At 37.6% G+C, this 13,356-nt stretch carries 14 protein-coding genes; 12 read left to right on the top strand and 2 right to left on the bottom strand.

All coding sequences use genetic code 11. The features are described 5' to 3' along the window. Positions 1–458: 458 nt before the first annotated feature. Positions 459–1,163, top strand: a complete 705-nt coding sequence (locus tag ACIQXW_RS22715; RefSeq protein WP_340821380.1) for a CBS domain-containing protein — start codon at positions 459–461, stop codon at positions 1,161–1,163. Positions 1,164–1,181: 18 nt separating this feature from the next. On the opposite strand, the gene ACIQXW_RS22710 is transcribed toward ACIQXW_RS22715, so the two are convergent. Further along, complete coding sequence (locus ACIQXW_RS22710) at positions 1,182–1,907, bottom strand: DUF421 domain-containing protein (RefSeq protein ID WP_401022069.1); 726 nt, start codon at positions 1,905–1,907, stop codon at positions 1,182–1,184. A 117-nt stretch (positions 1,908–2,024) separates the two neighbouring features. Between ACIQXW_RS22710 and ACIQXW_RS22705 the strand changes: the two genes are divergently transcribed. Beyond that, on the top strand, positions 2,025–3,230 hold the full coding sequence (locus tag ACIQXW_RS22705) for an MFS transporter (protein WP_402765779.1): 1,206 nt from the start codon (positions 2,025–2,027) through the stop codon (positions 3,228–3,230). Between the two features lie 168 nt (positions 3,231–3,398). On the opposite strand, the gene ACIQXW_RS22700 is transcribed toward ACIQXW_RS22705, so the two are convergent. Further along, positions 3,399–4,085 carry a histidine kinase gene (locus tag ACIQXW_RS22700; protein ID WP_402765776.1) on the bottom strand — a complete coding sequence of 229 codons (687 nt, stop codon included), beginning with the start codon at positions 4,083–4,085 and terminating at the stop codon, positions 3,399–3,401. A gap of 647 nt (positions 4,086–4,732) precedes the next feature. Between ACIQXW_RS22700 and ACIQXW_RS22695 the strand changes: the two genes are divergently transcribed. The 10 genes from ACIQXW_RS22695 (at position 4,733) to ACIQXW_RS22650 (ending at position 13,320) form a co-directional block, all read left to right on the top strand. Then, on the top strand, positions 4,733–7,144 hold the full coding sequence (locus ACIQXW_RS22695) for a Na+/H+ antiporter subunit A (RefSeq protein WP_340821376.1): 2,412 nt from the start codon (positions 4,733–4,735) through the stop codon (positions 7,142–7,144). After that, the gene (locus ACIQXW_RS22690; protein ID WP_340821375.1) at positions 7,134–7,556 is read left to right on the top strand and encodes a Na(+)/H(+) antiporter subunit B; all 423 of its coding nucleotides are present in this window, start codon (positions 7,134–7,136) and stop codon (positions 7,554–7,556) included. Before ACIQXW_RS22695 ends, ACIQXW_RS22690 begins: the two co-directional genes overlap by 11 nt. Positions 7,557–7,559: 3 nt before the next feature. Beyond that, positions 7,560–7,898 carry a Na(+)/H(+) antiporter subunit C gene (locus ACIQXW_RS22685; protein WP_401013911.1) on the top strand — a complete coding sequence of 113 codons (339 nt, stop codon included), beginning with the start codon at positions 7,560–7,562 and terminating at the stop codon, positions 7,896–7,898. Beyond that, positions 7,891–9,396: a Na+/H+ antiporter subunit D gene (locus tag ACIQXW_RS22680; RefSeq protein ID WP_401022063.1), complete on the top strand. Its 1,506-nt coding sequence runs from the start codon at positions 7,891–7,893 to the stop codon at positions 9,394–9,396. The genes ACIQXW_RS22685 and ACIQXW_RS22680 overlap by 8 nt, the downstream gene beginning before the upstream one ends. Beyond that, positions 9,396–9,878, top strand: coding sequence for a Na+/H+ antiporter subunit E (locus tag ACIQXW_RS22675; RefSeq protein WP_340821373.1), 483 nt, complete (start codon positions 9,396–9,398; stop codon positions 9,876–9,878). The genes ACIQXW_RS22680 and ACIQXW_RS22675 overlap by 1 nt, the downstream gene beginning before the upstream one ends. Then, on the top strand, positions 9,878–10,162 hold the full coding sequence (locus ACIQXW_RS22670; RefSeq protein ID WP_340821372.1) for a Na(+)/H(+) antiporter subunit F1: 285 nt from the start codon (positions 9,878–9,880) through the stop codon (positions 10,160–10,162). The genes ACIQXW_RS22675 and ACIQXW_RS22670 overlap by 1 nt, the downstream gene beginning before the upstream one ends. Next, the gene (locus ACIQXW_RS22665) at positions 10,140–10,502 is read left to right on the top strand and encodes a Na+/H+ antiporter subunit G (protein WP_340821371.1); all 363 of its coding nucleotides are present in this window, start codon (positions 10,140–10,142) and stop codon (positions 10,500–10,502) included. The genes ACIQXW_RS22670 and ACIQXW_RS22665 overlap by 23 nt, the downstream gene beginning before the upstream one ends. A gap of 568 nt (positions 10,503–11,070) precedes the next feature. Continuing rightward, positions 11,071–11,865: a transporter substrate-binding domain-containing protein gene (locus ACIQXW_RS22660; protein ID WP_402765770.1), complete on the top strand. Its 795-nt coding sequence runs from the start codon at positions 11,071–11,073 to the stop codon at positions 11,863–11,865. Between the two features lie 80 nt (positions 11,866–11,945). Continuing rightward, positions 11,946–12,605: an amino acid ABC transporter permease gene (locus tag ACIQXW_RS22655; protein WP_402765767.1), complete on the top strand. Its 660-nt coding sequence runs from the start codon at positions 11,946–11,948 to the stop codon at positions 12,603–12,605. Further along, the gene (locus ACIQXW_RS22650; RefSeq protein WP_401013928.1) at positions 12,598–13,320 is read left to right on the top strand and encodes an amino acid ABC transporter ATP-binding protein; all 723 of its coding nucleotides are present in this window, start codon (positions 12,598–12,600) and stop codon (positions 13,318–13,320) included. Before ACIQXW_RS22655 ends, ACIQXW_RS22650 begins: the two co-directional genes overlap by 8 nt. The last annotated feature ends 36 nt before the right edge of the window (positions 13,321–13,356 follow it).

Below are 13,356 nucleotides of genomic sequence, written 5' to 3'. Positions count from 1 at the left end.
AGTAAAAATCCACGAAGACTCCTGCGGGAACGCACGAATGTAAGACGCAACAAACCGCGCGTACGCGAGGGTTGCGGCTTTCAACGTGCCCGCGGAAAGCGAAGTGGATTTTGCCGTATTAGAAAGTCAGATATTATGCATATGAGCGACATATATGAACTGCCCTTATATGTGTCCAAATGGCACAGCTAGTAGGGCATTCTTTATATCCAGTAAAAATCCACGAAGACTCCTGCGGGAACGCACGAATGTAAGACGCAACAAACCGCGCGTACGCGAGGGTTGCGGCTTTCAACGTGCCCGCGGATAGCGAAGTGGATTTTTACGCTTTAGAAAGTCAGATATGTACGAACTTTTCTTGGAATATCCATAACTTAGGAATATAATGTAGCTATAACTTATGATTTGTCAAATAACTCGAAAAATATAAAATCTTGCTATGAGAGTAGGTGATAAGATTGGCTACACAAAATTCCGATCGCTTTCTCACAGCCTTTAATCGAATTGACCATCGACTAAGGGATATTATCGGTGCGAAAGATTTTATGCCTTTTTACCGTCTCGTGGACCAGGCGAAAAAAAAGGACGTTTTAGTACGTAAATATGAGGATGATTTACGCTCCTATGCAGATTTACGCAATGCGATTGTTCATCATCGTACATCTATGGAGTATGTAATTGCAGAACCACACGTAGATGTAGTAGAGCGCATTGAATATATGGACGCTACTCTTGCAAAACCCACACTAGTGGGACAAATGTTTCGAAAAAAGGTGCTTGTATTCCAAGAAAATGATTCATTAAAGCATGTATTAAAGGTTATTCGTCAACGCAAGTTTACACAGTTTCCTGTTTATAATAAAGACCAATTTAAAGGGCTTGTGACTACTGTTGGTATTACGAATTGGCTTGCATCTGTAATGGGAGGCAACCATGTGCCGAAACACGTTCCTACATTGCATGATATCTTATTGCACGAAAAAAATAGAGTGAATTACAAATTTGTGAGTAGATACATAACGATTTATGAGGCGGAAGAAATATTTAAACAGGGCGTGGAAAGTGGAAAGCGTTTTGAGGCGATATTGATTACGGAGCATGGGAAAACACAACAAAAGCTGATTGGCATAATTACACCTTTAGATATTATGAAAATAGAATAGGCAAGACGATACAAGCTGTTACGGGCTTGATCGTCTTGCTTTATCTTTTAGGCTAATGTATAAGGAGCCATTCGTTTGAACTTGTGCAAAGTAGACATCTTCATAGGATTGGACATTTTGCTTTTTCAGCTTTTTCATTACCCAATCTTCAGTCAATTCAAGTTCCACAATATTTTCTTTAATGAGCTGTCCATCTGATATTACTTCTGTTGGTAAATAAGTAGGCGGAGTGACATCGGCTTTTATATCTTGCTTCGTTGAGGGCTGCTCTGCTGGCTTCAGCAATACGCTCAAATTACCGGTAGTTTCTAATAAAGCGTATTGGACATCCTGAACGGAAAATACAGATTGTTCGCGTAACATCATCGTTAACTCATCCATGTGCAAGCGATTTTTCTTTAGACCTGATTCTAAAATAAGGCCATTCTGAATGACAATGGTTGGTTTATCGTCAATCAGCACACGCGCTTTTTTAGATTTGATAGTAATAACGGTCATGAGATACGTTAAAACGCTCCACCATATTAGTGCAATAAGTCCTTCTAAAAAAGGTGTCTCAGATTGTGCTGCAATTTCTGAAGCGATCGATCCAAATGTAATACCTGTTGTATAGTGGAAAAATGTAAGCTGGCCTAGCTGTTTTTTACCAAGTAATCGTGTAACAATGAGTAATGCAAAAAAGGAAAGGGTTGCTCTAATTACCATTTCCCAAACATTGGCGTGGAAAAATTCATCTACAGTCATACAAAAATCAACTCCTTAGAACTGCTATCGAGAAATAGCTTGTGCAAAAAGAGGAATTGTATGCGACAATCATTTATAAATTAGGTTTTTGAAAAAATAAGGAAGTGTGGTGGTAGCATGAACAAACAAATAGAAAATTCTAACAATCCTGTCTTTCCGATTATGATTGCTATTGCCGTTGCCCATCTTATCAATGATACGATGCAATCTGTTATACCTGCGATGTTTCCAATATTGAAGAGTGAGCTCGGTTTGACCTTTACGCAAATCGGGCTTATTTCATTTGTATTAAACATGTTTGCCTCAGCTCTGCAACCCATTGTAGGCTATGTCAGCGATAAAAAGCCAATGCCTTATGCTTTACCTATCGGAATGATTAGCTCATTTATAGGGATTTCCATTTTAGCTTTCACAACGCAATACTGGGTAATTATTATAGCCGTATTATTTTTAGGCCTTGGTTCAGCAATATTTCACCCGGAAGGTTCACGCGTTTCATTTATGGCAGCAGGCTCTAAAAGAGGGCTTTCACAATCAATTTATCAAGTTGGCGGGAACTCTGGACAAGCGCTTGCGCCATTAATTAGCGCTTACATTTTGGACATTTTTGGACAACGTGGAGCAGCTTTTGTGCTTATTGCGACAACGATAGGAATTATATTGTTGAGTAAGATTGCCAAATGGTATAAAAAGCAGTTGGAGCTAGAACGTCTATCCAAGAAAAAACGTACATTAGTATCATCTTTGCCTCCACTGACAAAGAAACAAGTGGGAATCGCTTTAACATTATTATTTACTATTATTTTTGCACGATCATTTTATACAACGAATATAACAAGTTTTTATGTTTTTTATTTAATGGATCATTATAATGTTAGTCTGCGACTTGGACAAATTTTAATTTTTACTTTTATGGCTTTTGGTGTTGTTGGCACGTTTTTTGGGGGATCATTATCTGACCGAATAGGTAGAAAAAATGTAATTTTACTTTCAGTCGTTGTGCCAATGCCATTCTGTCTAGCATTGCCATATGTACCGTTATGGACAGCGGCAATATTTTTAGTTATTATCGGCACATTAATTATGATTAGCTTCTCTGTAACAGTTGTTTATGCACAAGAACTTGTACCAACTAAAATTGGGACAATGGCGGGATTAACGACTGGCTTTGCATTTGGTATGGGAGCAATTGGAGCAATTGTTATTGGAGTATTAATGGATCATAAAGGTATTGATTTCACAATGTTGATTGTTTCTTTACTGCCATTATTATTACTAGTAGCATTTTTCTTACCGAAAGATAAACCTGCATCTGCTTTGTAAGAAAAATACACGCCTCTATACAGGAGGCGTGTCAGCTAGGTGTATAATTAAAAAGGGAAGAATTCCGTTTAACGGCTTCCTTCCTTCACCTCAATCTAGTCACCGTTGCAATAGAATCAACATTGCTCAAAAAGTAGGAATTAGGCGTTTTAAATGCGTGATTACAAACTATTGCCGTAATGGGGATGTAAATTCTACCGGTAACTTTTCTTTATCATTCACCAAGCCCTCAGTAATATGGATTTCATGCATTTTATCGTTGTAAGTAAATTTAAATATCCCATTATCAAAATCAGTGCCAATTTCTTTGAAGAAGATGCCTTCAATTGAAACATACCGTGGACAAGTAAATGCTATTTTAAAATTGTCCTGGTCTTTAATCAAATAGGCACGTACACCTTTTTCGTATGTATCATAGGTGTCATCTTCAGTTGGACGTTGGACAGCTACAATGTGGAAATCTACAAAAGGAACCTCTTTTAATAGGACATTCAGGAATGATCCCTTTGTTATTTCCTCCCAACGGCTTTGTGCACTTTGACCAACGATGATTTGAGAAATGCCGTAATTTTTTGCTACTTCAGCAATGACCTTTTGAATAGGACGTTTTTCGTTATCTAGTAAAATGAATTTTTCAACATCAAGCTCTTCGGCTAGGTCTTTCCACTGTTCGATGTAACCAGATTTCTCAGCATCAAAGGCATCGAGGGGTTGTGAATCGACCGAAAGAATATAGAGTGGGCAATCGAGCATCATGGCCATTTTATGACCTCGACGAATTAAGCGCTCCCCATTTAGTCCATAGTAGACACAAACTAAAATACTTTCGTCTAATCTCCCTTTAACATGCTTCATTAAAAATATACACCTCTTTATCCTATTGTTATTTTGTTATTTATACTACGAATTTTGAAAAAAATATCCTAAAACAGCTAAAATGAAGGCTGTTACAGTGCATTATGCTTATTTATATTGTATACTTTAAAGTGAATAAAAGTTAATGACGATATACGGGAAACCCTTAAGGAATTCGGCTTATATCCATGTTCTATGATTGTTTTGTTTATGCATAATGTGAATTTAAATGAATAGCTTCCATATGCCACATTATTATGCAGTGAGTTAAATAGATAGTCAAGTGTTGATGCAATTAAACATTTATCAAGTGTCTAATGTACGATACATGTTCGGTATCCACATCGATTAGTACAGGTAAACATCCAAATTTAGAAGAGTTCTGATATATTCATTCAACTTTTTGTCTACTATGTACCTCTTTAGAAGGGGATAGCAGGCTTGTATTTTACAGTAGTTATTCAAACGCTGCTGAATAACGTTAAAGCAACGGCGAATGTCAAAGATTTTGTAAGGAATAATTTAGGAGCTATTTTATAGTATGCATATATGTACTATCAGCTAACTGACCTGTATCATGCAGGCCTAAAAATACAAAATCTCGGGCGCAAAATTGCTGGACGAAATTGATTGTAGGAGGTTTTCATTTGGTTACAGTTCTCATTGCGATACTTTTACCATTTGTATGTGCCGCTCTAATCCCTTTGCTCTATAGGCGACTAAGGCGTGTTATACATTTAGGCTGGTTTGTTTTATCCGTTCCAATCATATTGTTTATTTTACTCGCACGGTACATTCCTCAAATTGCCGAGGGTAAAACATTTATTCATACATATGAGTGGATTCCCTCTTTTGATATAAACTTCACGACATATCTCGACGGGCTCAGCATTATTTTTGGTTTGCTGATTACAGGTGTAGGTAGTTTAGTTATTTTATATTCAATTTTTTATTTATCAACGAAAGAATCTCTTCATCATTTTTACTGCTACTTATTACTATTCATGGGCGCTATGCTCGGCGTCGTCTTTTCAGATAATTTAATGGTGCTGTATACATTTTGGGAATTAACAAGTGTGTCTTCATTTTTGTTAATTGCATTTTGGCATCATCGTAAAGCTTCACGTGCTGGTGCGCGAAAAGCAATGACTATTACTGTTTTCGGTGGTCTTTCTATGCTTGCGGGTTTCCTAATGCTATATGTAGCTTCAGGAACATTTAGTATTCGCGACATAGTAGCTAACGTAGAGCTAATACGGGAACATTCACTATTTGTTCCAGCGCTATTGCTAATTTTAGTAGGTGCTTTTACTAAATCCGCACAATTTCCTTTTCATATTTGGTTGCCTGATGCGATGGAGGCCCCAACTCCTGTTAGTGCCTACCTCCACTCGGCTACTATGGTGAAAGCTGGGATTTATTTAGTTGCACGTTTTTCTCCAGTATTTGGTGGTGAGGCTATTTGGTTCTGGCTAGTTAGTGGAATTGGCCTTTTAACATTGTTCTGGGGCTCGTTCAATGCAGTACGTCAAACAGACTTAAAGGCGTTACTAGCATTTTCAACAGTTAGTCAGCTTGGGTTAATTATGAGTTTATTTGGTCTTGGTTCCGCAGGGCATTATTTTGGGTATGCTGAAAGTTCAATCATATATACACAAGCGAGTTTTGCCGCATTGTTCCACCTTATTAATCACTCCACATTTAAAGGGGCGCTATTCATGATGGTCGGTATTGTTGACCATGAAGTTGGAACACGTGACATACGTCGTCTCGGTGGTTTGATGGCGTTAATGCCGGTGACATTTACGATAGCTGTAATAGGCGGATTATCAATGGCGGGATTACCTCCATTTAATGGTTTTTTAAGTAAGGAGATGTTCTTTACTGCCGTGTTACAAATTCGTGAGGTCAATATCTTTTCTATGGATAGTTGGGGTGTTTTATTCCCTATCGTGGCATGGGTCGCAAGTATTTTTACGTTTGTTTACAGCATGATTTTAATTGCTCATACATTTTTCGGTAAATTGCAACCTGCTAAATTGGATAAAAAACCACATGAAGCCCCGATTGGGATGCTCATTTCGCCAATAGTACTTTGTTTATTAGTAGTCGCAATTTTCTTCTTTCCAAACGTCCTTGGCCATTATATTTTAGAGCCTGCAATGGCTAGTATTTATCCAACATTCCCATCAGCTAGTGAATTAACACCACATATTTATGCATGGCATGGTGTTAATCCTGAATTGTTGATGACCATTGGTGTAATAATTGTCGGCATTATTTTATTTAAAACATTAAAAAGCTGGAAGCCTCTATATCGTATTTTTTCACAAAACTATACGTTTAACACTTACTATAATCGCCTTATAGAGTTTAGTGAAAAAGGCTCTATGAAGTTCACTAATCGTTATATGTCAGGCAATTTAACACATTATTTTGTCTATATCTATGTGTTTTTTGTCGCGCTCATTGCAGGATATTTTATATGGTCTGATGCCATGGCATTTGATTTTGCAAAGGATTCACCAGTAGAGTCCTATGAGCTCATTTTAGTGTTTGTTATGATGTTTGCTGCAATATGGATGATTTTTGCAAAGGGACGGATTACGGCTATGCTATTGAACGGCGTTCTTGGCTATTCGATCGCATTCTTCTTCGTAATTTTCCGAGCACCTGATTTGGCACTTACGCAACTAGTTGTTGAATCCGTGACAACAGCATTGTTCCTGTTGTGTTTTAAATTTTTACCGGATTTAATGCCTGAATCCTCACGCAAAAGAGTGAAGTTTTCAAATGCTGTTATCGCCATTTTTGTAGGTGCAACGGTAACGTTAGTTGGTTTAGCTGTCGTGCACTATGACCGCTTTGAAACGGTCGCGCTGTACTTTAATGATGCGTATGACTTAGCTGGCGGATCAAATATTGTTAACACTATTTTAGGGGATTTTCGTGCGTTTGATACGATGTTAGAGGTTGTCGTTCTTTTAATTGCTGGCTTAGGCGTGTACACGCTGACAAAGCTCAAGCCACGAAAGAAGGAGGCAGACCATGAAAATTAATGACGTTATTTTACGTACTATTACAAAGGCTGTCGTATTCATTATTTTAACGCTTGGTATTTACTTATTCTTCGCAGGACACCATGCTCCGGGTGGAGGTTTTATAGGTGGTCTCGTGCTTGCCTCGGCAATAGTACTGCTATATTTAGCTTACGATATTGAAACAGTGCACAAAGGGATGCCGTTTGATTTTAAAAAGGTAGCAGCACTGGGCGTATTATTAGCGACAGGTACGGCCATCGGTTCCCTGTTTTTTGATGTACCATTTTTATCACAAGCATATACGTATATCGATGTGCCGATTTTCGGAAAAATGGGCTTCTCGACTGTTACTATTTTTGAAGCTGGCGTGGCGTTAACGGTTGTTGGCGTTGTTGTGACAATTATTTTAAGTATAAGTGAGGATGAATAGCCAATGGAGTCTTTAATTCTAATATTAGTTGGTGTGTTAGTTGCTGTAGCGACGTACCTAATCCTCTCAAAGCAATTATTACGTGTGATTCTTGGAACAGCAGTACTTTCACATGCTGCGCATTTACTTATTTTAACGATGGGGGGCCTGAAAAAAGGGGATGTGCCACTCATTGGTGAATCGCCAGGTCCATACGCAGATGCGCTTCCACAAGCATTAATTTTAACGGCTATCGTGATTAGCTTTGCAGTGACAGCATTTGTGCTAGTTCTCGGCTATCGTGCCTATAAAACTAATGGCACCGGGGAATTTGATGAATTGAGAGGTACGTCTGATGAGTAATATAATCGTTTTACCATTAATCGTGCCGGTTATTACGGCCATTTTGCTAGTATTTTTAAGAGAACATGTTTTGTTACAACGCATTCTGAGCCTGTGTACGTTTGCCTTCGTTGTAATCATAAGTGTTGTACTTTTGTTAGAGGTCCATCAACAAGGTGTGATGCGTATTGATTTTAGTGGCTGGTTACCGCCATTCGGGATATTATTTGTTGCCGATTCTTTTGCGGTACTACTTGTTTTAGTAGCGAATATTGTCGCAGCAATTTGTTTATTATACGCTATCTTCACAATTGGAGAGCACTACGAAAAAATGTATTTTTATCCATTTGTGCTCTTAATGGTAGCGGGGGTAAATGGGTCGTTTCTAACAGGAGATATTTTTAATTTATTTGTATGCTTTGAAGTGATGCTACTTGCCTCTTATGCACTTATTAGCTTAGGTGGTGGGAAGATACAGCTGCGAGAAGCGCTGAAATATGTACTTATTAATATTGTTGCTTCATGGATCTTTTTAGTGGCATTAGCATTTTTATATGGAACTATCGGGACGTTAAATATGGCCCATATTTCCTTACGTGTTATGGAAGCTGGAGCTGACCCACTCATTACAACAGTAGGGCTTGTGTTCCTGATTGTTTTTAGCTTAAAAGCAGGTTTACTTCTATTCTTCTGGTTGCCAGGTTCATATAGTGCGCCACCAACAGCCATTGCTGCATTGTTTGCCGCTCTACTAACTAAAGTTGGCATTTATGCACTTGTTCGCACATTTACATTATTATTTACAACGAATACCGAAGTAACACATACAATCCTCAGTGTTATGGCAGGATTAACTATAATTGCTGGTTGCATGGGTGCACTTGCCGGAAGAGATGTAAGGACAATTGCGTCATACAATGTCCTAATTGGTGTAGGTTTTATTGTTGCTGGACTTGCTATCGGTACGGAATCTGCCCTGCAAGGTGTAACGTACTATTTAATGCATGATATGGTAGTAAAAGCTATGCTGTTTTTAGCGGTAGGGATGATGATTTACGTAACTGGTGAAACCATTATAGATAAAATGAGTGGACTTATTCGGAATTATCCCTTTTTCGGATGGCTATTCTTTATAATGATGTGTTCGCTCGCTGGAATTCCACCATTAAGTGGATTTTTAGGCAAAGTTTTAATTGGACAAGGGGCCATTGAAGGAGGGAATTTTGTGCTACTAGGATTAGGTTTCCTTTCTAGCTTAATAGTTCTCTACTCTCTACTACGTATTTTCCTTTCTTCCTTTTTTGGTGAAACCATTATTAGTATTGAGGATGAAAAACCACTACCGAAACGGGTAGTGTTACCATTGACTTTACTAACAGTTTGCACAATCGGTTTAGGCATTGGTGCTGAGTGGATGTCACCGTATGTTAAGGATGCGGCAGAAACGCTTCACACACCCTCTATTTATATTGACGCAGTGTTGAACGGCGAACAATGGCAAGGTGAGGTGAATAAGTAATGGCTATGCAGTTTATATTAAATTTATTTATTGCCACGTTATGGTTATTGCTACAGGATGAAATCACACCACAGTTTTCCACATTTTTAATGGGCTTTATCGTTGGTATTGGAATTTTGTATGCAATGCATCGTTTTTACGGTACTCAATTTTATTTGCGCCGTGTTTTCTCTATTATTAAACTACTATGGCTTTTTAACTGGGAGCTATTACTCTCGAGCTACAATGTGTTAAAACAAATAACAACACCTAAGTTGAATATTACACCGGGTATTTTTACGTATAAAACAGAACTTAATGGAGATTGGGAAATTACAGCGCTTGCAATATTGTTAACGCTGACACCTGGTTCAGTTGTGATGGAGGTTTCTGAGGATGGAGATTTGTTCTATATCCATGCAATGGATATTGAGCAATCAAAAGACGCCGTAGTTCGCTCCATAGGGAAATTTGAAAAAGCGATTATGGAGGTGACACGCTAATGGTAGAAAATGTTTTATTAGTAGCACTTGCGTTATTTAGTGTGTCGATTGCGTTGTCGCTATACCGTGTCATAAAAGGCCCATCTATGCCTGATCGTGCGATAGCGCTCGATACGATAGGTATCAATCTACTTTCTGCAATAGCTATCGTATCCATCGTGTTAAAAACAAAGGCATATTTAGAAGCAATATTAATTTTGGGTATATTGGCGTTTATCGGTACAATTGCCTTTACAAAATATATTGAAAGAGGTGTGATTGTTGAACGTAAATCAAATGATTGAGTGGGCGGCAGTCATCCTAATACTTGTCGGTTCTATCGTTAGTGTTATTAGTGCATTTGGTATGATTCGCTTGCCTGATGTCTATACACGGTCACATGCAGCGACGAAAAGTTCAACATTGTCTGTATTAAGCTGCCTGTTAGGTGCATTTGTCTACTTTTGGATACACGACGGCTATGTGAGCGTTCGATTAATCTTAGGGATTCTCTTTGTATTTGTAACAGCACCAGTAGCTGGCCATTTAATCTGTCGTGCTGCATATCGATCTCGTGTGCCTTTAGCAGAAGGATCGGGAGAAGATGAATTAAAAGCAAAGCTATTTATGGACAAAGACGAATAAATAGCGAAGCGTTTCGTGTTGCGACTGAGACATTATTTTAGGAACAGGGTAATTTTCTCAATTAATTATGGAGAAGAACTTAGCAATTCTTTCTTTGGATAAATTATGAAGATGACAATAGTTGAAGAGATTGAGAAGTCGGTGACTCACGCGAAAAGCAACTGCTTAGAGGAAATCAACGACAAAGTGAAAAGTGTTAGATTGACAGCAAATCAATCTAACACTTTTTTTATGTTGTCCAGTCTCTTTTCCAATATGCATTCATTTAGACAGATGTCCTATGTTTTACAGGCATAAATGATGACAAGAATGAAAATAGTAAAGTAACACGGTCGAGAGCAATTCTAAAAAACAAAAAAATATAAAAACATTGATTTATTAGAAAATTCTGTGTAAAATATTTTGTTAAAAAATTTCGTGTATAGCTTGAAAATTATTTTGAAAGAGTATATCTTAATTAGCAGATAGATTTTTTATTCTGCTATATGAATAAATATCCAATCGACTATTTTCGAGACACAAATGTCTCATATACAATAAAAAACGAAAAAAAAGGAGAAATTAGAATATGAAGAACAAAATTTTCATGCTTATGCTCGTTCTATTAATTGGTGTACTTGCAGCATGTGGAACTAAAGATGATAATGCAACAAATTCAAATACTGGTTCAGATTCAGCAGAGAAACAAGTACTAAAAGTAGGTACATCAGCAGACTACGCACCATTTGAATATGTTGACGCTGCTAAAGGTGAAGAAATTATTGGATTTGATATTGATTTAATTAAACTAGTCGGTGAAAAACTAGGTGTAGAAATGCAAGTTCAAGATATGGACTTTAACAGCTTAGTCCCTGCTTTACAAGCAGGTAAAGTAGACGTTGTTATTTCTGGGATGACACCAAATGAAGAGCGAGAAAAAGTCGTAGATTTCTCAGACAAATACAATCAAACAGAACAAGTTATCGTAGTTAAAAAAGATAGCGGTATTAAAAAAGAAGCGGACTTAGCTGGTAAAAAAGTCGGTGTACAAACTGCTTCAATTCAAGAAAATTTAGGTAAAGCTATTGCTGAAAAAGTAGATGTATCTATTGAAGGACGTACACGTATTCCTGAAATTGTCCAAGATATGATGTCAAAACGCTTGGACGGAGCAATCATGGAAGGTGGCGTAGCTAAAGGTTATCTAAAAACAAACGATAAATTAGCGGCGTTCCCAGTAGAAGTACAACCAGAAGATCATAAAGCGATCGCTGTTCAAAAAGGTAGCGATTTAAAAGATAAAATTAACAAAGCATTAAAAGAACTAGCTGATGAAGGCAAAATTCAACAGCTTGAAGAAAAATGGTTAGAAAAAGCTGAATAATTCAATTGAAATGCGATAGCTCTATCTAGGGCTATCGCTTGTCCATTTCACTAAAAGGAAAAGAGAAAGGAGGGGACGCTGTGAATTTAGATTTTACAGCAATCATTCCCTCTATTCCTTATATATTAAAAGGAATAGGTGTTACACTTCAAATTGCAATCGGTGCATCCATCATCGGTTTTATCGTTGGTATATTATTAGCATTATGTAAAATTGGGAAAGTGAAAATTTTACGATGGCTTGCGGATTTCTACACGTCCATTTTCCGCGGTACACCACTTGTCCTACAATTATTAATTATTTACTACGCAGTCCCACAATTATTAGATATTCAAATTGAGCCAATTCCAACAGCAATCATTGCATTCGGGTTAAACTCAGGTGCTTATATTTCAGAAATTATCCGTGCCGGAATCAACGCCGTCGATAAAGGTCAAATGGAAGCAGCTCAAGCATTAGGTATACCGTATTCAAGAATGATGAAAGATATTATTATTCCACAAGCGGTAAAAAATATTTTACCTTCTTTAGTAAATGAATTTATTACTTTAAATAAAGAAACAGCTGTTGTAACGGTTATTAGTGCACTTGATATTATGCGCCGTGCCTATATTGTGGGTGGTTCAACGTATCGTTACCTTGAACCTTTACTATTTGCTGGGGTAATCTACTATATTATGACGCTTGTCTTGACGTTCCTTGGTAAACGAATCGAGAAAGGAATGAGAAAAAGTGATTAAAATTGAAGATTTACACAAATCATTTGGGCAAAATGAAGTACTAAAAGGTATTTCAACTGAAATAAAAGAAAAAGAAGTAATTGCTATTATCGGACCATCAGGCTCTGGTAAGTCTACATTCTTACGTTGCTTAAATTTATTAGAAGAGCCGACGAGTGGGAAGATTACAATCGCTGGAGATAACCTTACTGATAAAGGGACAAATATTATGAAGATACGTGAAGAAGTCGGCATGGTCTTTCAGCATTTTCACCTTTTCCCACATAAAACGGTTTTAGAAAACTTAACTTATGCACCCATCAATGTAAAGGGGATGGATAAGGCAACAGCCATTAAAAATGCTGAAGATTTGCTAACGAAAGTGGGTCTTTTTGAGAAGCGTAATGAATATCCAAGTCGCCTTTCAGGTGGACAAAAGCAACGTGTAGCAATTGCTAGAGCACTTGCGATGGACCCAAAAGTGATACTGTTTGATGAGCCTACTTCTGCTCTTGACCCAGAAATGGTTAAAGAAGTGTTAGCAGTTATGAAAAACTTAGCAGATTCAGGGATGACGATGTTAATCGTAACGCATGAAATGGGCTTCGCGCGTGAAGTAGCAGATCGCATTCTATTCCTTGACGGTGGAAAACTCATAGAAGATGCACCGCCAGAAGAGTTTTTCTCTTCACCTTCTACACAACGCGCAAAAGACTTTTTAGAAAAAGTTTTATAATTTATGAAACGCATTTAGTCTCTTTTATATTAGAGG

Origin of the sequence: Lysinibacillus sp. NPDC097162 (assembly GCF_044762185.1) — a bacterium.
GTDB lineage: Bacteria > Bacillota > Bacilli > Bacillales_A > Planococcaceae > Lysinibacillus.
The sequence above is the reverse complement of the archived record's forward strand: the minus strand, read 5'-3'. Positions and strand labels throughout refer to the sequence as shown.